Origin of the sequence: Pseudomonas sp. PB105 (assembly GCF_009764655.1) — a bacterium.
In the GTDB taxonomy this organism is placed as follows: Bacteria; Pseudomonadota; Gammaproteobacteria; order Pseudomonadales; family Pseudomonadaceae; genus Aquipseudomonas; species Aquipseudomonas cyclaminis.
In genome coordinates, this window is sequence record NZ_RWIO01000057.1 from 1 (window position 1) to 22,584 (window position 22,584).

A 22,584-nucleotide genomic window follows, 5' to 3' on the forward strand; every position below is an offset into this window, starting at 1 on the left:
CTTGGTCTACGACCGACAATTTAAAAGCTAGCGTGTAATCGCGTTGGCTGCGCCTTTTTCTCGTATCCATTGAGTCCTCCTGAACAAAGGTCAGAAGGTGTAAACCTTATTCAGGACGGGACAGGCAGATAAAAAAAGCCCCGCCTGATCACTCAGGCGGGGCTTTTTAGTAGCTACTGGAATCAGACGAGGGATTAGTCTCGTGCTTCTGTTTCCTGAGCGGCCGCAGCGGCGGCCTCAGCTTCCTTGCGACGGCGACGCACTTCACGTGGGTCGTTCGGCGCACGGCCGTTTTCGGTCAGGGCGCTGGCCGGCGCGGCTTCAACCACCGGGGCGGCGACTTCGGCAACCACTGGCGCTTCAACCACTGGCGCGGCCTCAACGACTGGGGCTGGCTCGACAACCACGGCTTCGACAACCGGCGCTGGCGCTTCTTCTACAACAGGTGCTGGAGCAGGTGCTTCAACCGGGGCGGCAGGTTCGGCAGTCCACTGGAAGGCGGTCTGTTCTTCGCGAACTTCACGCACCGCCGGGGCAGCTTCTTTGGCAGCCGGGGCTTGAACCGGAGCTTCTGCTACGGCTTCAACCACTGGTTGAGGCTCAGCAGCCGGTGCAGGTTCAACGGCAACCACTTCGGTTTCTGGCTGTGCGTCGCGAACCGGTGCTACTTCCACTTCCACTTCCGGAACCACTGGGGCTTCGATCGGGGTGGTGGCTTCGACAGCAGGGGCTTCAACAACTGGAGCTTCAACCACTGGGGCCTCGGCAACGGGTGCTTCTTCTACAGCAGGCGTTTCAACTGCGGCGGTAGCGCGTTCAGCTTGCTCGTGAGCCTGGGCTTCAGCAGGTGCGCTGATGACCGAGCTGGCAACGGCAGCGGTAACGGCCAAGCCGGCAGCCAGTTCGGCACCTGTTGGTTCGTTGGCTTCGTGGGTCGCGCCTTCAGCGTTCTCGCCGGTCTCTTCCGAGCCTTCGATCACGTTGCCGTTGGCATCACGCTGACGCTCACGACGGTTGCTGCGACGACGCTGGCCACGGGAGCGGCGGCGTGGACGATCGCCTTCGGCGTTGTCCTGACCGTCTTCCTGCAGTTGCTCTTCGCCGGTCAGTACTTCTTCTTCGTCACTGGCAGCAGCAGCTTGCTCGGCGCGTGGTTGACGCTCCTCACGCGGTGGGCGCGGCTGGCGCTCTTCACGTGGGGCGCGCTCTTCACGCGGCTGGCGGGCCGGACGCTCTTCGGTGGTTGCAGCGGCGGCGGCAACGGCAGGTGCAGCGTCCAGTGGCTCACGCAGTTCACGCACGCGTTCTTCACGCTCGCCACGCGGTTTGCGATCTTCACGCGGAGCACGTGGGGTACGTGGTGCGCGCTCTTCACGCGGTGCACGTTCTTCACGGGCTACGGCCGGGGTTTCTTCACGGGCTTCGCGAGGTGCGCGCTCTTCACGTGGTGCGCGTTCTTCACGCGGTGCACGTTCTTCGCGAGGCTTGCGCTCTTCGTCACGGCGACCGTTGCGGTTACGGCTTTGCTGACGGCCGTTGCGACGCTCTTCGTTACGTGCAGGGCGCTCGGAAGCTGGTTTTTCAACCACAACCGGAGCCGCAGGCTCTTCCTTGGTGGCGAACAGGCTGACCAGCGACTTCACCAGGCCTTTGAACAGGCTTGGCTCAGGCAGGGCGGCTGGCGCAGCAACCGGAGCGGCAGCTTCAACCGGGACCGGTGCGTTGGCACGGGCTGGCGCGGTTTTCACGGCAGCTTCCTGGCGAACCAGGGTGCGGGTCGCGGCGGCCGGCTGGACTTCTTCCACTTCGGCGGCGGCAGCGGCGATTTCATAGCTGGACTGGCCGCTGTGGGCTTCCGGGCTGTCGTCACGCAGGCGCTGTACTTCGAAGTGCGGCGTTTCGAGATGATCGTTCGGCAGGATCACGATACGAGCACGGGTGCGCAGTTCGATCTTGGTGATCGAGTTGCGTTTTTCGTTGAGCAGGAAGGCGGCAACCGGAATCGGCACTTGGGCGCGGACTTCGGCGGTGCGGTCTTTCAGGGCTTCTTCTTCGATCAGGCGCAGGATCGCCAGGGACAGCGATTCAACGTCACGGATGATGCCGGTGCCGTTGCAACGCGGGCAGACGATGCCGCTGCTTTCGCCCAGGGATGGACGCAGGCGCTGACGGGACATTTCCAGCAGGCCGAAGCGCGAGATGCGGCCGACCTGTACGCGGGCACGGTCAGCTTCCAGGCATTCGCGGACTTTCTCTTCCACGGCGCGCTGGTTCTTGGCAGGGGTCATGTCGATGAAGTCGATCACGATCAGGCCGCCGATGTCACGCAGGCGCAGTTGGCGGGCGATTTCTTCAGCCGCTTCCAGGTTGGTCTGCAGGGCGGTTTCTTCGATGTCGCTGCCTTTGGTCGCACGCGCCGAGTTGATGTCGATGGACACCAGGGCTTCGGTCGGGTCGATCACGATGGAGCCGCCGGAAGGCAGTTCGACCACGCGCTGGAAGGCGGTCTCGATCTGGCTTTCGATCTGGAAACGGTTGAACAGCGGAACGCTGTCTTCGTACAGCTTGATCTTGCTGGCGTACTGCGGCATCACCTGGCGGATGAAGGTCAGGGCTTCGTCCTGGGCTTCAACGCTGTCGATCAGCACTTCGCCGATGTCCTGGCGCAGGTAATCGCGGATGGCGCGGATGATCACGTTGCTTTCCTGGTAGATCAGGAACGGCGCGGAACGATCCAGGGACGCTTCTTTGATGGCGGTCCACAGTTGCAGCAGGTAGTCGAGGTCCCACTGCATTTCTTCGCTGCTGCGGCCCAGGCCGGCAGTACGAACGATCAGACCCATGTCGGCTGGCGCGATCAGGCCGTTCAGCGCTTCACGCAGTTCGTTGCGCTCTTCGCCTTCGATGCGACGGGAGATACCGCCGGCACGTGGGTTGTTCGGCATCAGCACCAGGTAACGGCCGGCCAGGGAGATGAAGGTGGTCAGGGCTGCGCCCTTGTTGCCACGTTCTTCTTTTTCGACCTGGACGATGACTTCCTGGCCTTCGCTCAGGACGTCCTTGATGTTCACGCGGCCTTCAGGAGCTTTCTTGAAGTATTCGCGGGAGATTTCTTTGAGGGGCAGGAAGCCGTGGCGCTCGGAGCCGAAATCGACAAAGGCAGCCTCAAGGCTTGGTTCGATGCGAGTAATACGGCCTTTATAGATGTTGGCCTTCTTCTGCTCGCGTGCACCGGATTCGATGTCCAGGTCGTAGAGGCGCTGGCCATCTACCAGTGCAACACGCAACTCTTCGGGTTGAGTTGCGTTAATCAGCATTCTTTTCATGTTGTACCGTCGGTTTCCGGGCTGCCGGAAACGGCGTTCGGCACACACGACTTCTCACGGTCGGTGTCAGGTGCGTCAAGAGTGGTTGGCCACTCCAGTGTCCAGCAAAATCGGCCAATGTGGGCCGGTATCGCGACGGACGCGTCCTGCTTGTTAGCGGTGGTGACAAAGGCACCACTTCAACAAAAGCTAAGGTCAGGAGGAGGAATCAACCGGCGACTGTGGACGAGATGAAGCGTCTAAATATAAGCCTAGTGCTACACGGTCCGACGGTTGTGCATCTCCACCCTACACGTATCCCTGATAATTCGGGTGCTGCCGCGCGCAGAATCCGCAGCGGGTTGGCATTTACCGTGTTCTCCAATGGGGAGTTCACGCTCATGGCTAAACAAGACTGAATGTGGGCGACTGCGCTCACACTCAGCTCTTAACAGGCGTTGTTTCCGAAGCATTCGCCGTGGTCTGGCACAAGACTGACTGCACTTTGTGAACTGGCCGTAAATATCGGCGCAGAACGCGAGTATTCACTCTGCTTTCTGCACTCGCTTCAGGCCTCATGTCACCTGCGCTTGTTACAATCTCGAACCTTCCAGGGTGACGAAAGCCCCGTAGGACGGCCTCGCGTCCTGATGAATTGCGATGGTCAGGGCCGGCAGTTTGCCGCAAGTCCTCTGTCCAGGCCGCTTTTGGCGGCGTTCGCGACTATAGCAGCAATGATTAAGTGCTTCAATTCCATAAAAAATTGTTATCATCGCCGCCATGACGACTACCGCCCCCCAGACCCCCAGCGTCCAGCTGCTTGAGGTCTCGCCGGAATATGCCGGCCAACGCATCGACAACTTTCTCCTGGCCAGGCTCAAAGGCGTGCCCAAGACCTTGATTTACCGCATTTTGCGTAAAGGCGAAGTACGCGTGAATAAGGGTCGGATCAAGCCCGAGTACAAGCTGCAGGCGGGCGATATCGTCCGTGTGCCGCCGGTACGCGTGCCTGAGCGGGACGAACCTGTGCCCCTGGCCCAGGGCCTGCTGCAACGCCTTGAGGCGTCGATTGTCTTCGAAGACAACAAGCTCATCGTGATCAACAAGCCCTGCGGCATTGCGGTCCATGGTGGCAGCGGCCTGACGTTCGGGGTGATCGAAGCCTTTCGTCAGTTGCGCCCTGACGCCAAAGAGTTGGAGTTGGTCCACCGATTGGACCGCGACACCTCCGGGCTGTTGATGATCGCCAAAAAACGCAGCATGTTGCGCCACCTGCACACCGCCCTGCGTGGTGATGGCGTGGACAAGCGCTACATGGCGCTGGTGCGTGGCAACTGGGCCAGCTCCATCAAAAGCGTTCGTGCACCGTTGCAGAAGAGCAACCTGCGTTCCGGCGAGCGTATGGTTGAAGTGGACGAGGAGGGCAAAGAAGCCCTGACCCTGTTCAAGGTGCTGCGCCGCTTCGGTGACTTCGCCACTATGGTCGAGGCCAAGCCGGTGACTGGCCGTACCCACCAGATTCGTGTGCACACCTTGCATGCGGGCCACTGCATCGCTGGCGATACCAAATACGGCGACGAAGACTTTTCCAAGGAAATTCGGGACTTGGGCGGTAAGCGCCTGTTTCTCCATGCCTACATGCTGACTGTACCGCTGCCGGATGGTGGCGAACTGAAATTGCAGGCACCGGTGGACGAGATGTGGGCCAAGACCGTGGAGCGTTTGAGTGTCGCACCTTGACTACAAGCTGCTGATTTTTGATTGGGACGGGACGCTGGCCAACTCCATTGGTCGCATTGTCGAGTCGATGCACATGGCGTCCACCCGCTCAGGCTTTGCGCTGTGCAGCGACTTGGCGGTCAAGGGCATTATTGGTCTGGGCCTGCCTGAAGCGATCCGTAGCCTGTACCCCGAAATCAGTGACGCTGAACTGATCGCCTTTCGCGAACATTACGCTGATCACTACATTGCGCTGGAAGCTGAGCCTTCGCCGCTGTTTGAGGGCGTTGTGCAATCGCTGGAGGTGTTTCGCGCCGAGGGTTATCACTTGGCTGTCGCCACCGGCAAGGCCCGGCGCGGGCTGGATCGGGTGCTCAGGGCTCATGGCTGGGAAGATTACTTCGACATCACCCGCGCAGCGGATGAAACCGCCAGCAAACCTCACCCTCTGATGCTGGAGCAGATCCTGGCTCATTGCGGCGTGTCGCCGCGTCAGGCGCTGATGGTGGGCGATGCCTCCTTCGACCTGATGATGGCGCGCAACGCTGGCATGGACAGCGTGGCGGTCAGCTATGGCGCCCAGGCTGCCGAGGCCTTGCAGCAATACGAGCCCCGGCTGACGATTGATCATTTTTCCGAATTGCAGGCCTGGCTGAGTCGGGCCCAATAAGTCTTTGCTGGGGTTGATGGTATGAGTGACGAGTGGAAAGCGCCTGAAAAGGCTGGAAGTAGTGACGATAAAAGCTGGAAGCTGCTGGAGAAAACCCTTCTGGCTGGCGTCCAGGAGCAGCGTCGCGCACGGCGTTGGGGGATCTTCTTCAAGCTGCTGACCTTCACGTATCTGTTGCTCATGCTGGCGCTGTTCAGTCCGCTGATGGATATGGAGAAAAGCGCAACCCGTGGCGCCAACTACACCGCGTTGATCGAAGTGCGCGGCGTGATTGCCGACAAGGAGCCAGCCAGCGCCGATAACATCGTCGGCAGCCTGCGCGCTGCCTTCGAAGATCCCAAGGTCAAAGGCGTGATCCTGCGCATCAACAGCCCTGGCGGCAGTCCGGTGCAGTCGGGTTATGTGTATGACGAGATTCGTCGTCTGCGCGGCCTGCATCCGGATATCAAGCTGTACGCGGTGATTTCCGACCTGGGTGCTTCGGGTGCCTATTACATTGCCAGTGCTGCTGACCAGATTTATGCCGACAAGGCCAGCCTGGTGGGTTCCATTGGTGTGACGGCGGCTGGTTACGGCTTTGTCGGTGCCATGGAGAAGCTTGGCGTTGAGCGTCGCACCTACACGTCGGGCGAGCATAAATCGTTCCTGGATCCGTTCCAGCCGCAAAAGGCCGATGAAACCCAATTCTGGCAAGGTGTGCTCGATACTACTCATCGCCAGTTCATTGCCAGCGTGAAGCAGGGGCGTGGTGATCGTTTGAAGGATAAAGACCATCCGGAGCTGTTCTCCGGGTTGGTGTGGTCCGGCGAGCAGGCGTTGCCGCTGGGCTTGATCGATGGCCTGGGCAGTGCCAGTTCGGTGGCGCGGGACGTGATTGGCGAGAAGGAGTTGGTGGATTTCACGGTTGAGGAATCGCCGTTTGATCGCTTCTCCAAGAAGCTCGGTGCCAGCGTGGCGGAGAAGCTGGCCTTCTATATGGGCTTCCAAGGCCCGACCTTGCGCTGAGCCGCAGGTTACATGTAGATCAAAATGTGGGAGCGGGCTTGCCCCCTCCCACATTTGGTTTTGTGGCGTTCTCAGGGGGTCTGTACGCCTTCGGCCAGCAGCATATCTACCAGTCGGATCAGTGGCAGGCCTACCAGGCTCGTCGCATCCGGCCCTTCGGTGCTTTGAAACAGGCTCACGCCCAACCCTTCAGCCTTGAAACTGCCTGCACAGTCATAGGGCTGCTCTATGCGCAGGTAACGCTCGATGCGTTCAGCGTCCAACTCACGCATGTGCACCGTAAAAGGTACGCAGTCGACCTGGCAGCGGCCTGTCTCGGAATTGAGCAGCGCCAGGCCAGTCAGGAAGCTCACGCGCTTGCCGCTGGCGGCCAGTAACTGCTCGCGGGCGTTTTCGAACGTGTGCGGCTTGCCGATGATGCGGCCGTCCAGCGCAGCGACTTGATCCGAGCCGATAATCAAGTGGCCAGGGTGACTGGCGGCGAGGGCGCGCGCTTTCTCTTCTGCCAGGCGCTTGACCAGCTCCACGGCGGATTCATTTGCGCCGTGGCTTTCGTCGATATCCGGCGAACTGCACGTGAACGGCAGCTGCAGTCGGCTGAGCAATTCCCGGCGGTAAACCGAGCTGGAAGCGAGCAATAAAGGCAACATATACGACTCCTCAAGGCAGCCGCCGATTCTAGCGGGGCGACCGGCTGACGCACAGGGCTGAATTTCCTTTGACATGGCTGGGTGCATCCCTATAATGCTGCGCCTATGTTGAATGACCCGATTCCACCTCACGTTGACCCGCGCAAATTGGCTGATCGTGGCACTTCCCTTCAAGGTGAATTGCTGCTGGCCGATTTGGAGAGACTCTGCGACCCGCTTTCCGACACTGTCGGTACGGTGCAGGCCAAATTCGTTTTTGAACGAGATGAACGTAAATCTGTGGTAATCCACAGCTTTATCGACACCGAGGTCAAAATGGTTTGCCAGCGTTGTCTTGAGCTGGTCACCCTGCCGATTCACAGCGAATGCAGTTACGCTGTGGTGAAGGAGGGTGCGAATACCCAGTCGTTGCCGAAAGGTTATGACGTGCTGGAACTGGGCGAAGATCCATTGGATCTGCATGCACTGATCGAGGAGGAGCTTCTGCTCGCCTTGCCCATTGTGCCTGCTCATCATCCGGAAGAATGCCAGCAGCCGGAGGGTCTCGATGACGAGGCCGAACCGAGCGAGGACGAGGTAACGCGGTCCAACCCGTTCAGTGTATTGGCGCAGTTAAAGCGTGACCCAAACGTTTAGGAGTTAATCAATTATGGCTGTTCAGCAGAACAAAAAATCCCGTTCCGCCCGTGACATGCGTCGTTCGCACGATGCCCTGACGGCGAGCACTCTGTCTGTAGAAAAAACCACTGGTGAAATTCACCTGCGTCACCACGTATCGCCAGAAGGCGTATACCGTGGCCGTAAAGTGATCGACAAGGGCGCTGACGAGTAATCACTTGTCTGCTCAAGTCATCGCGATTGACGCAATGGGCGGGGACTTCGGTCCCCGCAGCATTGTTCAGGCCTGCATTGCCAGCCTGATTGCTACGCCCTCGCTGCACCTGACCCTTGTCGGTCAACCCTCACTCCTTGAAGAATTGATTGCCAGCCATCCGGTTGTGGATCGCGCGCGCCTGACAATTACGCCGGCCAGCGAAACCATCAGCATGGATGACAAGCCGGCGACGGCCCTGCGCGGCAAGCCTGACTCTTCAATGCGCGTGGCCTTGGAATTATTGCGTGATGGCAAGGTGCAGGCCTGTGTCAGTGCCGGTAATACCGGAGCGTTGATGGCATTGTCGCGGCATGTGCTCAAGACGCTGCCCGGCATTGACCGGCCGGCGATGGTTGCGGCGATTCCAACGCAGAAAGGCTATTGCCAGTTGTTGGACTTGGGCGCGAACGTGGATTGCAGTGCCGAGCACTTGTTCCAGTTTGCCGTGATGGGCTCGGTGGCCGCTGAGGCGCTGGGTGTGGCCCGACCGCGCGTGGCCTTGCTGAACATCGGCACCGAAGACATCAAGGGCAATCAGCAGGTCAAGCTTGCCGCCACGCTATTGCAGGGCGCTCGGGGCTTGAATTACATCGGTTTTGTCGAGGGTGACGGCTTGTACCGTGGCGAAGCGGATGTGGTGGTGTGCGACGGTTTTGTCGGTAATATCCTGCTTAAATCCAGCGAAGGCCTGGCAACCATGATCGCCACGCGCATCGAGACGTTGTTCAAGCGCAACCTGGCATCGCGCCTCGTAGGAGCCCTGGCGCTGCCGTTGATGCGGCGTCTGCAGGCTGACCTGGCTCCGGCGCGGCACAATGGTGCGAGTTTTCTCGGGTTGCAGGGCATCGTGGTGAAAAGCCACGGTTCGGCCGGCGTGGAAGGTTTTCAAAGTGCGATTGCGCGGGCCTTGATCGAAATCCAGGAGAACCTGCCGCAACGCTTGCACGGACGTCTTGAGGATCTGTTGCCTTAGGCGAATTGGCCCCGGAGTGCTTAAATGTGACCGGCCAGTTCAATTGACCATCCAATCTGTCAGTTTCGTGCGCTCCCACAGTCGGCGCGCGCATTTTTGACGACCAGATCATTAGGGGCTTGTTACATGTCTACATCCCTCGCATTCGTCTTTCCAGGGCAGGGTTCGCAGTCCCTCGGCATGTTGGCCGAGCTGGGCGCGCAATACCCGCTGATCCTGGATACTTTCAAGGAAGCTTCCGAGGCCCTGGGTTACGACCTGTGGGCGCTGACCCAGCAGGGGCCGGAAGAACAGCTCAATCAAACCGATAAAACCCAGCCGGCCATCCTGACCGCTTCGATCGCCCTGTGGCGCTTGTGGCTGGCCGAAGGCGGCGCGCGCCCGGCATTCGTCGCCGGTCACAGCCTGGGCGAATACAGCGCCCTCGTTGCGGCGGGCAGCCTGACTCTCGCGGAAGCGGTCAAGCTGGTCGAGCGCCGTGGTCAGTTGATGCAGGAAGCCGTTCCGGCCGGGCAGGGCGGCATGGCCGCTATCCTGGGGCTGGACGACGCGGTGGTGATCGAAGCCTGTGCCGAAGCGGCTCAGGGCGAAGTCGTCAGCGCGGTGAATTTCAACTCTCCTGGCCAGGTGGTGATTGCCGGTGCCAAGGCGGCGGTCGAGCGTGCCATCGAAGGCTGCAAAGCCCGTGGCGCCAAGCGTGCGCTGCCGTTGCCGGTGAGCGTGCCGTCCCACTGCGAATTGATGCGCCCGGCGGCCGAGCGGTTTGCTGAGTCCATTGCAGCCATCAACTGGCAGGCACCGCAGATCCCGCTGGTGCAGAACGTCAGCGCGGCCGTCGCCGCCGACCTCGACACTCTCAAGCGCGACCTGCTGGAGCAGCTCTACAAGCCGGTACGCTGGGTTGAGTCGGTCCAGACGTTGGCCGCCAACGGCGCGACCGAGCTGGTCGAGTGTGGTCCGGGCAAAGTCCTGGCCGGCCTGAACAAGCGTTGCGCTGACGGCGTGTCGACCGCCAACCTGAATACCCCGGATGCCTTCGCTGCCGCTCGTGCGGCACTGGCCTGAACTCAGAACCCCGAAGAATTAGGAGAAGCCTGCATGAGTCTGCAAGGTAAAGTTGCACTGGTTACCGGCGCGAGCCGTGGCATTGGCCAGGCGATCGCCCTGGAGCTGGGCCGTCAGGGCGCCGTTGTGATCGGTACCGCCACTTCTGCTTCGGGCGCCGAGCGTATCGCCGCGACCCTGAAGGAAAACGGCGTGCAAGGCACTGGTCTTGAATTGAACGTAACCAGCGATGAATCCGTGGCGGCTGTATTGGCCGAGATCACTGCACAGTTCGGTGCGCCGGCTATTCTGGTGAACAATGCCGGTATCACCCGCGATAACCTGATGATGCGCATGAAAGACGACGAGTGGTACGACGTGGTCGATACCAACTTGAACAGTCTGTTTCGCCTGTCCAAGGGTGTTTTGCGCGGCATGACCAAGGCGCGTTGGGGCCGAATTATCAATATTGGCTCCGTAGTGGGTGCCATGGGCAACGCAGGCCAAGTAAACTACGCAGCCGCCAAGGCTGGTCTGGAAGGTTTCAGCCGTGCGTTGGCGCGTGAGGTCGGTTCGCGGTCGATTACGGTCAACTCGGTAGCCCCAGGGTTCATCGACACCGATATGACCCGCGAACTGCCGGAAGCACAGCGTGAAGGCTTGCTGACGCAGATTCCGCTGGGCCGTCTGGGCCAGGCTCAAGAGATCGCGAATGTGGTCACTTTCCTGGCATCCGACGGTGCGGCATACGTGACTGGGGCTACAATCCCGGTGAACGGCGGGATGTACATGAGTTAAATTGTGACGGATCGCTTCAAAAAAATGTCATACGAGCTGTCTAAAATCCGTTATAAAGCTGCAACTTAATTTATAGGCAGGTGGCCGACCGGGTACAGCGTGAAGCTTTCAGTTGAAAAGCTGAAATGGCTTTCTATACACTTACCCACTGGCCAGCTGCCTGAATTTGTCCATTAGGAGTTAAACAAGGTATGAGCACCATCGAAGAGCGCGTCAAGAAAATCGTTGCCGAGCAACTGGGCGTTAAAGAAGAAGAAGTGGTCAACACTGCTTCCTTCGTCGAAGACCTGGGTGCCGATTCCCTTGACACCGTTGAGCTGGTGATGGCTCTGGAAGAGGAATTCGAGACCGAGATCCCGGACGAAGAAGCTGAAAAAATCACTACTGTTCAAGCTGCTATCGACTACGTTACTAGCCACCAGGCGTAATAGTTTGTAGTCGTCGCTTGCTGTTAGGGAAAACCGCACTGCTGTAACGGCGTGCGGTTTTTTCTTTAAGCGGTGATGAAAAGTAAGCCCTGAAGCAAAGTGTCGTCATTAGAAAAAGGAGAGTGCTGTGTCGCGTAGACGCGTCGTAGTCACCGGTATGGGTATGTTGTCGCCACTGGGTACGGATGTGCCGAGCAGTTGGCAGGGCATTCTGGCTGGCCGCAGTGGTATTGGTCTGATCGAACACACGGACCTTTCTGCCTATTCCACCCGTTTTGGCGGCTCGGTAAAGGGTTTCAATGTCGAGGAATATCTCTCGGTCAAGGAATCCCGCAAGCTCGACCTGTTCATTCAATACGGCCTGGCAGCCGGTTTTCAGGCGGTGCGTAACGCCGGCCTGGAAGTCACCGACGCCAACCGTGAACGCATCGGCGTGGCCATGGGTTCGGGTATTGGCGGTCTGACCAATATCGAAGAAACCAGCCGCACGCTGCATGATTCCGGCCCTCGTCGAATTTCACCGTTCTTCGTGCCTGGCTCGATCATCAATATGATTTCCGGCTTCCTGTCCATCCATTTGGGCGCACAGGGGCCTAACTACGCGATTGCCACGGCGTGCACCACGGGTACTCACTGCATCGGCATGGCGGCGCGCAACATCGCCTATGACGAAGCTGATGTGATGATCGCCGGTGGCGCAGAAATGGCTGCCTGCGGCCTTGGCATGGGCGGCTTCGGCGCGTCCCGTGCATTGTCGACCCGCAATGACGAGCCGACCCGTGCCAGCCGTCCGTGGGACAAGGGCCGTGACGGTTTCGTACTGTCCGATGGCGCCGGTGCCCTGGTGCTGGAAGAGTTGGAGCACGCCAAGGCGCGTGGTGCCACCATCTACGCCGAGTTGATCGGCTTTGGCATGAGCGGCGACGCCTACCACATGACCTCGCCGCCGTCTGACGGTGCCGGCGCTGCGCGTTGCATCGCCAACGCCCTGCGGGATGCCAAGGTCAATGTCGACCAGGTGCAGTACATCAACGCCCATGGCACTTCCACGCCGACCGGTGACCTGGCGGAAGCCGAGGCCATCAAGTCGGTGTTCGGCGAGCACGCCTATAAGCTGGCGGTCAGCTCCACCAAGTCCATGACCGGCCATCTGCTGGGTGCGGCGGGCGCGGTCGAGGCGATCTTCAGTGTGATGGCCATCAAGGACCAGGTCGCTCCGCCGACCATCAACCTGGATGAGCCGGACGAAGGTTGCGACCTGAACTTCGTGCCGCACGAAGCGCAACCGATGCCGATCGATGTGGCGATCTCCAACTCCTTCGGGTTTGGTGGCACCAACGGTTCCCTGGTGTTCCGCCGGTTCGCCGAGTGATGCACAGCTGGGTCGACGGTCAGCCAGCGGACAACGTGCCCCTGAAAGATCGTGGCCTGGCGTATGGCGATGGGCTGTTCGAGACCATCGCCGTCAAGGTCGGGCAGCCCATGTTGCTCGACCGCCACCTGCAGCGCCTCGATGAGGGCTGCAGGCGTTTCGCGTTCGAGGTGGATCACGGTGTGATCCGCAACGAAGTACTTTCCTATGCCGCCGCCCTCGGCGACGGTGTCCTCAAATTGATCCTGACCCGTGGCGATAGCCTGCGCGGTTATGGCGTCAATCCCGGCGCACCGGTGCGCCGTATCCTGCAGGGCAATCCGCCCGCGACCTATCCCCACGTTCATGGAACCGAAGGCATCCGCCTGTTTGCGTGTACGACGCGCTTGGCCGAGCAGCCGCTGCTGGCCGGTCTCAAGCACCTCAACCGCCTGGAACAGGTGATTGCCCGCGCCGAGTGGCAAGATGTCGAGCACGCCGAAGGCCTGATGCTGGATATGTCCGGGCGTGTGATCGAGGGCGTATTCAGCAACCTTTTCCTTGTACGCAACGGCTTGTTACTAACCGCCGATCTGACTCGTTGCGGGGTTGCGGGCGTCATGCGCGCCGAGATTCTGGACCAGGCACAAGCGCTGGGTATCCCGCTGGCCGTGGCTGACATCACGGTCGAGCAGTTGCAGCAGGCCGACGAAGTCTTCGTCTGCAACAGCGTATATGGCATTTGGCCGGTGCGCGGCTGTGCGGCGATGAGCTGGCCGGTTGGGCCGCTCACCCGTAAACTGCAGGGCATTGTTCGCGCACTATTGGATATTTGAGTTGATACGAAAACTGGTTGTACTGCTGCTGATTGCTCTGTTCTCGGCGGCTTTGCTGTTGGGGTTTTCCGCCTGGAAATACGACGCTGCCTTGAAGCAGCCGTTGAACCTGACCCAGGAGCAGTTGCTCGATGTGCCGGCAGGGGCGACCCCGACCGGTACCTTTAATCGCCTGGAAGCAGACGGCGTGCTCGACGGTGCGTTCTGGCTGCGCCTGTACTGGCGCTTCAACCTTGACGGCCAACCGCTGCACAGCGGCGAGTATCGCATGACGCCTGGCATGACCGCCGAGGGCCTGATCGGCCTGTGGCAGCGTGGCGAAGTGGTGCAATACAGCCTGACCCTGGTGGAAGGCTGGAACTTTCGCCAGGTGCGCTCGGCCCTGGCCAAGCACGAAAAGATCGTGCAGAGCCTCTCCGGCCTGAGTGACAGCGAAGTGATGGAGAAGCTCGGCCACCCTGGCGTGTTTCCTGAAGGGCGGTTCTTCCCGGATACTTACCGCTTCGTGCGCGGCATGACCGATGTCGAATTCCTGAAAAAAGCCTACAACCGCCTGGACGATGTACTCGCTCAGGAGTGGAGCAAGCGCGCCGCTGATGCGCCATACACCGACCCTTACCAAGCGCTGATCATGGCCTCCCTGGTGGAAAAGGAGACCGGTGTGCCGCAAGAGCGTGGCCAGATTGCCGGCGTATTCGTGCGCCGCCTGAAGATCGGCATGCTGCTGCAGACCGATCCTACGGTGATCTACGGCTTGGGTGAGCGTTACAACGGCAAGTTGACCCGTGCTCATCTCAAGGAAGCCAACCCTTACAACACCTATATGATTGCCGGGCTGCCGCCGACGCCCATCGCCATGGTCGGTCGCGAGGCGATCCATGCCGCGTTGAACCCGGTGCCGGGCAGCAGCCTGTATTTCGTCGCCCGTGGCGATGGCAGTCATATTTTCTCCGATGACCTGGGTGCGCATAATGCCGCCGTGCGTGAGTTCCAGCTCAAGCGCCGCGCCGATTACCGCTCCAGCCCCGCACCGGTGGTCACGCCGCCGGAAGATGTAGCACCGCCAACGGATGCTCCCGCCGAGCCCGCGCCGGACACCACCGCGCCGCAAAGCCCGCAATGACTCTGACTAAGGACTGCCTGTGACTGGCTTGTTTATTACCCTGGAAGGCCCCGAAGGCGCCGGCAAGAGCACCAACCGCGATTACCTGGCCGAGCGTTTGCGCGCGCAAGGGATCGAGGTGGTGTTGACCCGTGAGCCCGGCGGTACGCCGCTGGCCGAGCGCATCCGCGAAGTGTTGCTGGCCCCAGGCGAAGAACAGATGAACCCGGACACCGAGCTGCTGCTGGTGTTCGCCGCCCGTGCGCAACACCTGGCCGAAGTGATACGCCCGGCCTTGGCACGCGGTGCCGTGGTGATTTGTGACCGGTTTACCGATTCCACCTACGCCTACCAGGGCGGCGGCCGCGGCTTATCCCTGGAGCGCATCGCTACCTTGGAAACCTTTGTGCAGGGCGATCTGCGCCCTGACCTGACCCTGTTGTTCGACCTGCCGGTGGAAGTGGGCATGGCCCGCGCCAGTGCCCGTGGTCGTCTCGATCGCTTCGAGTTGGAAGGCCAGGCGTTTTTCGACGCGGTGCGCAGCGCGTTCCTCAAGCGTGCCCGCGCAGAACCTGCGCGGTATCACCTGTTGGACGCGGCCCAGCCGTTGACCCAGGTGCAGCAGGCCATCGACGGCCTGATGCCAACGCTGTTGGAGCGCGCCCGTGGCTGAAGCCTACCCGTGGCAGGACAGTCTCTGGCAACAACTGGCCGGTCGTGCCCAGCACGCCCACGCTTATTTGCTGCACGGCCCAATCGGGATTGGTAAACGGGCCCTTGCCGAGCGCCTGATGGCCAGCCTGCTGTGCCAGCGCCCGGTCAACCTGGAGGCGTGCGGCGAGTGCAAATCCTGCCTGTTGCTCAAGGCCGGCAGCCATCCCGACAATTACCTGCTGGAGCCTGAGGAAGCCGACAAGGCGATCAAGGTCGACCAGGTGCGTGACCTCGTCAGCTTCGTGGTGCAAACCGCGCAGATGGGCGGGCGCAAGGTGGTGCTGATCGAGCCGGTGGAGGCGATGAACATCAACGCCGCCAACGCCCTGCTCAAAAGCCTTGAAGAACCCTCCGGCGACACGGTGCTATTGCTGGTGAGTCATCAGTCCAGCCGCCTGTTGCCGACCATCCGCAGCCGCTGCGTGCAGCAGGCTTGTCCGTTGCCAAGCGAGGCGATGAGCCTGCAATGGCTGACGCAGGCACTGCCGGACTGCTCCGCAGACGAGCGCGTCGAACTGCTGACCCTCGCTGCCGGTTCGCCCCTGGCCGCCGTGAAGCTGCAAGCCCAAGGTGTCCGTGAGCAACGTGCGCTGGTGGTGGATGGCGTTAAAAAACTGCTCAAGCAGGAAATGTCCGCGACTCAACTGGCTGAAAGCGCCTGGAAAGACATTCCCCTGTTGTTGCTGTTCGACTGGTTCTGTGACTGGTCGAGCCTGATCCTGCGCTACCAACTGACTCAGGATGAAAATGGCCTGGGCCTGCCGGACATGCGCAAGGTGGTGCAGTACCTCGCGCAGAAAAGTGCCCAGGACAAAGTGCTGGCTATCCAGGACTGGATCCTCGCCCAGCGCCAGAAGGTCCTCGGCAAGGCCAACCTCAACCGTGTGCTGTTGCTTGAAGCGCTGCTGGTGCAGTGGGTGGGCTTGCTCGGCCGCCGTTAATTTCCGTGGCCGACGGGTGTATCGTCGGCCAGACCCTCTCCGTGACTCAAGTTGTAACTTCCTATGCTCGTAGATTCCCATTGCCACCTTGATCGCCTTGACCTCGCCCAGCACGGCGGCTCCCTCGACGCCGCCCTGGACGCTGCTCGCCAGCGTGGGGTAGGGCACTTCCTGTGCATCGGCGTCAGCGCGGACAACGCCGCCGACGTCAAAGCCCTGGCTGATCGTTATACCGACGTGGATTGCTCCGTGGGTATCCACCCGCTGGACCTCAAGCCCGGCGAAGCGCCGGCCCTCGACTGGTTGCTCGGTGAACTCAACCACCCGCGCGTGGTGGCCATCGGCGAGACCGGCCTGGACTACCACTACGAACCCGAAGCCGCCGAGTTGCAGCAGGCGTCCTTCCGTTTGCACCTGCAAGCCGCCCAGCAGACGGGCAAGCCGGTGATCGTCCACACCCGTGGCGCCCGTGCCGACACGCTCACGTTGCTACGCGAAGCCGCGTTGCCACAGGCCGGCGTATTGCACTGCTTCACTGAAGACTGGGGCATGGCCAAGGCGGCGTTGGACCTGGGTTTCTATATTTCCCTGTCGGGCATCGTCACTTTCCGCAATGCCGACGCGCTGCGTGATGTGGCGCGCCAAGTCCCGGCCGATCGCCTGTTGGTGGAAACCGATTCGCCGTACCTGGCGCCCATCCCCCATCGTGGCAAGCCGAACCTGCCGGAGTATGTGCGTGATGTGGCGGAGTTTCTGGCGATGCTGCGGGGTGAGGCCTACGAGCGTTTTGCCGAGCAGACTACCGAGAACTTCAAGCGTCTGTTTCCACTGGCTCAGGTTGCTGCGTAGGCCCGCGCTCAAATCGCAGGCAAAAAAAACCCGGGTTCTGGGGGGTGAATCCGGGTTAAGACCATTAGGAGTAAAACAAGGGCACACAGTCCGTCGGTACCCAGGTCGGCGCTTCACTTGGGGGAGATGTCACGCCAACAGTTCAAGTATTGATCAGTATCTGATTCAGTCCAGTCGCGACTGATCGTTTTTTAAACAGATTTGGAATACAGGGGCTTCGCTTGAGTTCTCATTGGGCCGGTGCACGGGTGCAGTTGTTGCGTATTATTTCTGACTGATAGCCATGAATTCGTTGGCACTCTGAAAGTAAAGTGCGTAGCGGGTTCACATAGACGTTGCCCAACGACCGTTCAGTCGGGATAATCCCTCGCACTGGGTAAATCGTATCGCCATGTATTCGTGGCCCTGCGCGACCCTCCCTATTCCGACCTTTGCAGATCTCTTCCTCATGCACAAAGAACCCCGTAAGGTCCGTGAGTTTCGCCGCCGTGAGCAGGAAATTCTCGACACCGCACTCAAATTGTTCCTCGAACAGGGCGAAGACAGCGTCACCGTCGAGATGATCGCGGATGCCGTGGGTATCGGCAAAGGCACCATTTACAAACACTTCAAGTCCAAGGCCGAGATCTACCTGCGCCTGATGCTCGACTACGAGCGCGATTTGAACGAGCTGCTGCACTCTGCCGATGTCGACAAGGACAAGGAAGCGCTGTCCCGCGCCTACTTCGAGTTCCGCATGCGCGACCCGCAGCGCTACCGCCTGTTCGACCGCCTGGAAGAGAAAGTCGTCAAGGGCCATCAGGTGCCGGAGATGGTCGAGGAACTGCACAAGATCCGCGCCTCGAACTTCGAACGCCTGACCCTGTTGATCAAGGGTCGCATCAGCGAAGGCAAGCTTGAAGACGTGCCGCCGTACTTCCACTACTGCGCCGCCTGGGCCTTGGTACACGGCGCCGTGGCGCTGTACCACTCGCCGTTCTGGAGCAATGTGCTGGAAGACCAGGAAGGGTTTTTCCAGTTCCTGATGGACATCGGCGTGCGCATGGGCAACAAGCGCAAGCACAGCACCGAGCCAGCAGCTGTCGACTCTGCGCGTGTTGAGACGCCGGCGTCGTAATCTTTACTGCCAGGCGTAGTACCCCAGGAATATACTCAGGCAAGGATCTTGCTAAAAGCTGATTTATCAGTCAGCTTTTAGCGCGCCCGAATCATCCTCTGCCGGAGTGATCCATGATCGTTGATCGTCAAGGCAGGCGTTTTCGCAATTTGCGGATCAGCCTGACCTCAGCCTGCAACTACGCGTGTACCTACTGCGTGCCCAACGGCAAGCGGCTGGTGGCTGCCCAGGACGAACTCTCGGCCGAGGCCATGGCCCGTGGCGTGGCTTACCTGATCGAAGCGGCGGGCATCGACCGCCTGCGCATCACGGGCGGCGAGCCGTTGGTCAGCCCCAAGCTGGAAGCCTTTATGGGCGCAGTCGGTGGCATGGGGCTTAGCGATATCAGCCTGACCACCAATGGCCAGTTGCTGGCGCGCAAACTGCCACTGCTGGTGGATGCCGGCATTCGACGTATCAACGTCTCCCTCGACACCTTGGATGCCGATGCCTTCCGCGGCATCGCCCGTGGCGGCGACCTGGCCACCGTGCTCGATGGCATGGACCAGGCTCGCGCCGCTGGAATCAAGATCAAGGTCAATATGGTGCCGTTGCGCGGCCAGAACCTCGACCAGGTCATGCCGCTGCTCGACTATTGCCTGGAGCGTGGTTATGAACTGCGCTTTATCGAGTTGATGCGCATGGGCCACCTGGCCAAGGATTCCAATGCGTTCCTGCAACAATTCGTCAGCCTGCAGCAACTGCTCAGCCTGATCGGCGAACATCACGAATACCTGCAAGCCAACGCCCCTGTGGATGCAACCGCCGTTCGCTACGAGGTGCCGGGCAAGGGTTACTTTGGCGTGATCGCCAATGAAAGCGTGCCGTTCTGCCGTACCTGCTCGCGATTGCGCCTGTCGTCCACCGGCTGGTTGCATGGTTGCCTGTCGTCGAGCAACCGTCACTACGTCGGCGACCTGCTCGACAAGCCGCGCCACCAGGCGCTGCCGGCGCTGCAAGGATTGCTGATGAAGGCCCTGGGCGACAAACAGGCAGTGGCGTTCTCGGGCGGGGCCACGATCATGAAGATCATCGGCGGCTGACGCCGAGCGTGTAGCTTCAAGCTGCTCCCCTGGCCCAGAACCTGCATCTCACGCCCATTCGCCGGTTTTCCGTCACCGGCTTCTGGAGGATTAGGATGCGTAGTCTGGTTTTGTTGCTGGCGTCGTTGACGCTGAGTGGTTGCATGACCGTCAGCGATATGGCCGAAGGCACCCGCTATCAGATGAGTGATGCCGGGTTGCTCGACCACAGCGATACCCGCCGTACGGCGTCGGTTCGCATACAGCCGGACTCCTTTGTCTTTATCGCCCAGGGCGCCTTCGTGCCGCCGGGCAGCGCCTATCCGCGTCCGAACGTGGTAGCCGAGGAAGCCTTCAACGGCTTCGTCGAATACTTCCCTATGGTGCGCCGCGCCCGTCAGCCCGAAGGTCTGGAGCAGGCGATGGCCGAAGCCCGTGCGGCCGGTGCCCACTACCTGCTGTACTGCCGATTCGCCAAGGCGGATGACCGTATCGGCAACGCCGATGAGTGGGCCGATCAAGAGGCCCTGGACCGGGTTGGGCTGGACAGCGGCGTGATCCAGATCATGTTGATCGAGACCAGCACCCAGTATTTGATTGATACTGCACGCATTCGCAGTCGTGGCGGTTTACTGACGTTCCACGACAATCGGCCACAAGACCTGATTGCCCGCCCGCTCGCGCAGTACGCCCGAGGTCTGCTGGGCATGGGTGATCAGTAGGGCCAGATCAAAAAAAGGGAGAACCTCATGACCGATTCCGCCAAGGCCAACCACTTGTTGGCCCAGTTGCCCAAAGGCAAGGGACCGGCGCCGGTGCACCTGTGGAACCCGGATTTCTGCGGCAATATCGACATGCGCATCGCCCGCGATGGCACCTGGTTCTACCAAGGCACGCCCATCGGGCGCAAGCCGATGGTCAAGTTGTTCTCCAACATCATCCGCCGCGACGGCGATGATTACTTCCTGATTACTCCGGTGGAAAAAGTCGGCATCACCGTCGACGATGCGCCCTTTGTCGCGCTGACCCTGGAGGTCGAAGGGCAGGGCGAAAGCCAGTTGCTGCGCTTCACCACCAACGTCGATGAACAGATCGAAGCCGATATCGAACACCCGCTGCGGGTGGTCATCGACCCCGTCACCCAGGAACCTGCGCCCTATCTACGGGTACGCGCCAACCTCGAAGCCCTGGTGCATCGCAACGTGTTCTACCAATTGGTGGAGCTTGCTGTAAGCCGCCCGATCAACGGTCAGAACTGGCTGGGCGTCTGGAGCGGCGGCGAGTTTTTCCCGATTGGCCTGGAACCCTGAGGCCGCTTTTTTCATCTTCCTGAAATAATTCGCTTGCTGCATAAGGACCGTTTCGGTTATCAATTTGTACATGATTAGACATGTCCGATTTGACAAGAAAAAACGTGTCGTCGACGAGCTCATCCGCCGTATCGAGGGTGGAGTGATGGCCGACGGTTTCCTGCTGCCGGGCGAGCACCAGCTCGCCGAGGAGTTTGCGGTCAGCCGCGGCACCTTGCGCGAAGCCCTGGCCGAACTCAAGCGGCGCAATTACATCGCGACCCAGAGCGGCGTCGGCTCCATCGTCACGTTTGACGGCATGGTGCTCGATCAAAACAGCGGATGGGCACAGGCTCTGGCGGACACCGGTGCATTGGTGACCACCGATATCCTGCGCCTGGAAGCGGTGACGCGTCCCGATCTGTTCAGCCGGTTCGGCACCGAGCGCTTTATCGCCCTCGACCGTCGCCGGCGCACCAGCGATGGCACTGCGGTGTCTCTGGAGCGTTCGCTGATGCCCGAGTCCGGTGGCCTGGAAAGCCTGCCCCGTGTCGGCCTGATCGACAATTCCCTGACCATCACCCTCGCGGCATACGGCTATATCGGCGCTGAAGGGGACCAGTGGATAGGCGCCGAACCCCTCAGCGATGAAGACGCCCAGTTGCTCGGCCGCCCGGCGGGCAGCGTGTTCCTCAAGGCCTCGCGCACCACCTACGACCGGCGCGAGCGCTTTATGGAATACGTCGAAAGCTTGCTCGACCCTCTGCACTTTCGCCTGCACCTGCAATTTGGATCTTCGAAATGACCACGGATACTCGCGCCCTCGGCGCTTTCTACGGCCTCGCGCTGGGCGATGCCCTGGGCATGCCCACTCAGTCCCTGAGCCGCGAGCTGGTGCGACAGCGCTTCGGTGCGATCACCGCCCTGGAGGATGCCGGTGCCGATCAACCCATCGCGCCGAATATGCCCGCTGGTTCCATCACTGATGACACCGAGCAGGCCATTCTGGTCGGCGAGTTGCTGGTCGAAGGCCAAGGCACGATCGAGCCCATCGTGCTCGCCCAGCGCCTGATCGACTGGGAAGCGGTGATGCGTGCCAAGGGTTCCCAGGACCTGCTCGGCCCGTCGACCAAACGCGCTATCGACATGATCCTGGCCGGGCATACCCCTGAGGAATCCGGCCGCTACGGCACCACCAATGGTGCTGCCATGCGCATCACGCCCGTGGGTATCGCCGCCGATGTCAGCGACCCGGCAGCGTTTATCCAGGCGGTGATCCAGGCGTGCCAGGTCACTCATAACACCACGCTGGGTATCTCCAGTGCGGCGGCGGTGGCGGCAGTGGTGTCCGCTGGCATCAACGGTGTGGACCTCGGCGAAGCGCTGAACATCGGCACCCAGATCGCCCAGCAGGCGGAAGGCCAGGGTCATTGGATTGCTGGCGGACGCATATCCACCCGCATCAGTTGGGCGCGCACCTTGAGTGTCGGCAGCGGTGACACAGCACTGTTTGCCGACCTGCTCTACGAATTGATCGGCACCTCCGTTGCCTCCCAGGAATCGGTGGTGGTGTCGTTTGCCCTGGCCCAGCAAGTGGCGGTGGGGGTTATGAACGCCTTCGAGGCCCTGTGCCTGGCCGCCAGCCTTGGCGGTGACACCGACACCATCGCAGCGATTCTGGGGGCGATGCTCGGCGCTTGTCTGGGCATGCAGTGCTGGCCTGTGGCAATGATCGAACAGGTCAAGGCCGTGAACGGCTTGGACTTGCAGCCGTTGGTTGAAGCGCTGTTGAAACTGCGCTGAGCCAGGACGACCGGAATACCGATTCACCTTGCATACCTGCCACAACCACAATAAT

23 protein-coding genes are annotated in these 22,584 nt (G+C 60.6%); 21 read left to right on the forward strand and 2 right to left on the reverse strand.

From position 1 onward, the window contains the following. Positions 1 to 194: 194 nt before the first annotated feature. Positions 195 to 3,326 (reverse strand): ribonuclease E, encoded by a 3,132-nt coding sequence (gene rne, locus EJD88_RS14950; protein WP_178116930.1) that lies wholly within the window; start codon positions 3,324 to 3,326, stop codon positions 195 to 197. A 759-nt stretch (positions 3,327 to 4,085) separates the two neighbouring features. On the opposite strand from rne, the gene rluC reads away from it, so the two are divergent. Genes rluC through EJD88_RS14965 form a run of 3 tightly spaced genes read left to right on the forward strand, consistent with a single transcriptional unit; the run spans position 4,086 to position 6,699 of the window. Beyond that, complete coding sequence (rluC, locus tag EJD88_RS14955; protein ID WP_071483181.1) at positions 4,086 to 5,045, forward strand: 23S rRNA pseudouridine(955/2504/2580) synthase RluC; 960 nt, start codon at positions 4,086 to 4,088, stop codon at positions 5,043 to 5,045. Further along, a complete protein-coding gene (locus EJD88_RS14960; protein ID WP_158878363.1) occupies positions 5,032 to 5,694 on the forward strand; it encodes an HAD-IA family hydrolase in 663 nt (220 codons plus the stop codon). The genes rluC and EJD88_RS14960 overlap by 14 nt, the downstream gene beginning before the upstream one ends. A 21-nt stretch (positions 5,695 to 5,715) precedes the next feature. Next, the gene (locus EJD88_RS14965; RefSeq protein ID WP_099587175.1) at positions 5,716 to 6,699 is read left to right on the forward strand and encodes a S49 family peptidase; all 984 of its coding nucleotides are present in this window, start codon (positions 5,716 to 5,718) and stop codon (positions 6,697 to 6,699) included. 71 nt (positions 6,700 to 6,770) lie between these two features. On the opposite strand, the gene EJD88_RS14970 is transcribed toward EJD88_RS14965, so the two are convergent. Then, the gene (locus EJD88_RS14970; RefSeq protein ID WP_158878364.1) at positions 6,771 to 7,349 is read right to left on the reverse strand and encodes a nucleoside triphosphate pyrophosphatase; all 579 of its coding nucleotides are present in this window, start codon (positions 7,347 to 7,349) and stop codon (positions 6,771 to 6,773) included. A gap of 105 nt (positions 7,350 to 7,454) precedes the next feature. On the opposite strand from EJD88_RS14970, the gene EJD88_RS14975 reads away from it, so the two are divergent. The 18 genes from EJD88_RS14975 (at position 7,455) to EJD88_RS15060 (ending at position 22,529) form a co-directional block, all read left to right on the forward strand. Further along, the gene (locus EJD88_RS14975; RefSeq protein WP_032886799.1) at positions 7,455 to 7,985 is read left to right on the forward strand and encodes a YceD family protein; all 531 of its coding nucleotides are present in this window, start codon (positions 7,455 to 7,457) and stop codon (positions 7,983 to 7,985) included. Positions 7,986 to 7,998: 13 nt separating this feature from the next. Then, positions 7,999 to 8,181: a 50S ribosomal protein L32 gene (gene rpmF / locus EJD88_RS14980; protein ID WP_008152339.1), complete on the forward strand. Its 183-nt coding sequence runs from the start codon at positions 7,999 to 8,001 to the stop codon at positions 8,179 to 8,181. A 4-nt stretch (positions 8,182 to 8,185) separates the two neighbouring features. Beyond that, positions 8,186 to 9,196: a phosphate acyltransferase PlsX gene (gene plsX / locus EJD88_RS14985; protein WP_099587173.1), complete on the forward strand. Its 1,011-nt coding sequence runs from the start codon at positions 8,186 to 8,188 to the stop codon at positions 9,194 to 9,196. Between the two features lie 126 nt (positions 9,197 to 9,322). Next, positions 9,323 to 10,261 (forward strand): ACP S-malonyltransferase, encoded by a 939-nt coding sequence (gene fabD / locus EJD88_RS14990; protein WP_090400419.1) that lies wholly within the window; start codon positions 9,323 to 9,325, stop codon positions 10,259 to 10,261. Between the two features lie 33 nt (positions 10,262 to 10,294). Next, positions 10,295 to 11,038, forward strand: coding sequence for a 3-oxoacyl-ACP reductase FabG (gene fabG / locus EJD88_RS14995; RefSeq protein WP_032886802.1), 744 nt, complete (start codon positions 10,295 to 10,297; stop codon positions 11,036 to 11,038). A gap of 191 nt (positions 11,039 to 11,229) precedes the next feature. Continuing rightward, the gene (acpP, locus tag EJD88_RS15000) at positions 11,230 to 11,466 is read left to right on the forward strand and encodes an acyl carrier protein (protein WP_003175607.1); all 237 of its coding nucleotides are present in this window, start codon (positions 11,230 to 11,232) and stop codon (positions 11,464 to 11,466) included. A 127-nt stretch (positions 11,467 to 11,593) separates the two neighbouring features. Beyond that, positions 11,594 to 12,838 carry a beta-ketoacyl-ACP synthase II gene (fabF, locus tag EJD88_RS15005; RefSeq protein WP_158878365.1) on the forward strand — a complete coding sequence of 415 codons (1,245 nt, stop codon included), beginning with the start codon at positions 11,594 to 11,596 and terminating at the stop codon, positions 12,836 to 12,838. Next, entirely contained in the window at positions 12,838 to 13,653 is an 816-nt protein-coding gene (gene pabC, locus EJD88_RS15010; protein WP_158878366.1) for an aminodeoxychorismate lyase, read from the forward strand. The genes fabF and pabC overlap by 1 nt, the downstream gene beginning before the upstream one ends. 1 nt (position 13,654) lies before the next feature. Further along, positions 13,655 to 14,776: an endolytic transglycosylase MltG gene (mltG, locus tag EJD88_RS15015; RefSeq protein ID WP_112196500.1), complete on the forward strand. Its 1,122-nt coding sequence runs from the start codon at positions 13,655 to 13,657 to the stop codon at positions 14,774 to 14,776. A gap of 19 nt (positions 14,777 to 14,795) precedes the next feature. Further along, a complete protein-coding gene (tmk, locus tag EJD88_RS15020) occupies positions 14,796 to 15,428 on the forward strand; it encodes a dTMP kinase (RefSeq protein ID WP_158878367.1) in 633 nt (210 codons plus the stop codon). Beyond that, entirely contained in the window at positions 15,421 to 16,410 is a 990-nt protein-coding gene (locus EJD88_RS15025) for a DNA polymerase III subunit delta' (protein WP_158878368.1), read from the forward strand. Before tmk ends, EJD88_RS15025 begins: the two co-directional genes overlap by 8 nt. A gap of 63 nt (positions 16,411 to 16,473) precedes the next feature. After that, entirely contained in the window at positions 16,474 to 17,259 is a 786-nt protein-coding gene (locus tag EJD88_RS15030) for a TatD family hydrolase (RefSeq protein WP_158878369.1), read from the forward strand. A 448-nt stretch (positions 17,260 to 17,707) separates the two neighbouring features. Continuing rightward, positions 17,708 to 18,376 (forward strand): TetR/AcrR family transcriptional regulator, encoded by a 669-nt coding sequence (locus EJD88_RS15035; RefSeq protein ID WP_099587216.1) that lies wholly within the window; start codon positions 17,708 to 17,710, stop codon positions 18,374 to 18,376. A 113-nt stretch (positions 18,377 to 18,489) separates the two neighbouring features. Continuing rightward, complete coding sequence (locus EJD88_RS15040; RefSeq protein ID WP_158878370.1) at positions 18,490 to 19,458, forward strand: GTP 3',8-cyclase MoaA; 969 nt, start codon at positions 18,490 to 18,492, stop codon at positions 19,456 to 19,458. A 95-nt stretch (positions 19,459 to 19,553) separates the two neighbouring features. Further along, complete coding sequence (locus EJD88_RS15045; RefSeq protein ID WP_099587164.1) at positions 19,554 to 20,159, forward strand: DUF4823 domain-containing protein; 606 nt, start codon at positions 19,554 to 19,556, stop codon at positions 20,157 to 20,159. A gap of 27 nt (positions 20,160 to 20,186) precedes the next feature. Then, positions 20,187 to 20,747, forward strand: a complete 561-nt coding sequence (locus EJD88_RS15050) for a DUF1285 domain-containing protein (RefSeq protein ID WP_158878371.1) — start codon at positions 20,187 to 20,189, stop codon at positions 20,745 to 20,747. Positions 20,748 to 20,817: 70 nt separating this feature from the next. Continuing rightward, on the forward strand, positions 20,818 to 21,531 hold the full coding sequence (locus tag EJD88_RS15055; protein ID WP_099587162.1) for a GntR family transcriptional regulator: 714 nt from the start codon (positions 20,818 to 20,820) through the stop codon (positions 21,529 to 21,531). Beyond that, positions 21,528 to 22,529, forward strand: a complete 1,002-nt coding sequence (locus EJD88_RS15060) for an ADP-ribosylglycohydrolase family protein (RefSeq protein WP_158878372.1) — start codon at positions 21,528 to 21,530, stop codon at positions 22,527 to 22,529. Before EJD88_RS15055 ends, EJD88_RS15060 begins: the two co-directional genes overlap by 4 nt. Positions 22,530 to 22,584: the final 55 nt, after the last annotated feature.

What these genes read in the sequence shown, in the direction of transcription:
- rpmF (WP_008152339.1), top strand. Translation starts at nt 7,999, where the DNA reads ATGGCTGTTCAGCAGAACAAAAAATCCCGTTCCGCCCGTGACATGCGT.
- EJD88_RS14965 (WP_099587175.1), top strand. Translation starts at nt 5,716, where the DNA reads ATGAGTGACGAGTGGAAAGCGCCTGAAAAGGCTGGAAGTAGTGACGAT.
- EJD88_RS15035 (WP_099587216.1), top strand. Translation starts at nt 17,708, where the DNA reads ATGCACAAAGAACCCCGTAAGGTCCGTGAGTTTCGCCGCCGTGAGCAG.
- EJD88_RS15045 (WP_099587164.1), top strand. Translation starts at nt 19,554, where the DNA reads ATGCGTAGTCTGGTTTTGTTGCTGGCGTCGTTGACGCTGAGTGGTTGC.
- EJD88_RS15040 (WP_158878370.1), top strand. Translation starts at nt 18,490, where the DNA reads ATGATCGTTGATCGTCAAGGCAGGCGTTTTCGCAATTTGCGGATCAGC.
- EJD88_RS14975 (WP_032886799.1), top strand. Translation starts at nt 7,455, where the DNA reads ATGTTGAATGACCCGATTCCACCTCACGTTGACCCGCGCAAATTGGCT.
- EJD88_RS15030 (WP_158878369.1), top strand. Translation starts at nt 16,474, where the DNA reads ATGCTCGTAGATTCCCATTGCCACCTTGATCGCCTTGACCTCGCCCAG.
- fabD (WP_090400419.1), top strand. Translation starts at nt 9,323, where the DNA reads ATGTCTACATCCCTCGCATTCGTCTTTCCAGGGCAGGGTTCGCAGTCC.
- EJD88_RS15050 (WP_158878371.1), top strand. Translation starts at nt 20,187, where the DNA reads ATGACCGATTCCGCCAAGGCCAACCACTTGTTGGCCCAGTTGCCCAAA.
- EJD88_RS15060 (WP_158878372.1), top strand. Translation starts at nt 21,528, where the DNA reads ATGACCACGGATACTCGCGCCCTCGGCGCTTTCTACGGCCTCGCGCTG.
- fabG (WP_032886802.1), top strand. Translation starts at nt 10,295, where the DNA reads ATGAGTCTGCAAGGTAAAGTTGCACTGGTTACCGGCGCGAGCCGTGGC.
- EJD88_RS14970 (WP_158878364.1), bottom strand. Translation starts at nt 7,349, where the DNA reads ATGTTGCCTTTATTGCTCGCTTCCAGCTCGGTTTACCGCCGGGAATTG.
- pabC (WP_158878366.1), top strand. Translation starts at nt 12,838, where the DNA reads ATGCACAGCTGGGTCGACGGTCAGCCAGCGGACAACGTGCCCCTGAAA.
- rne (WP_178116930.1), bottom strand. Translation starts at nt 3,326, where the DNA reads ATGAAAAGAATGCTGATTAACGCAACTCAACCCGAAGAGTTGCGTGTT.
- acpP (WP_003175607.1), top strand. Translation starts at nt 11,230, where the DNA reads ATGAGCACCATCGAAGAGCGCGTCAAGAAAATCGTTGCCGAGCAACTG.
- EJD88_RS15055 (WP_099587162.1), top strand. Translation starts at nt 20,818, where the DNA reads ATGATTAGACATGTCCGATTTGACAAGAAAAAACGTGTCGTCGACGAG.
- rluC (WP_071483181.1), top strand. Translation starts at nt 4,086, where the DNA reads ATGACGACTACCGCCCCCCAGACCCCCAGCGTCCAGCTGCTTGAGGTC.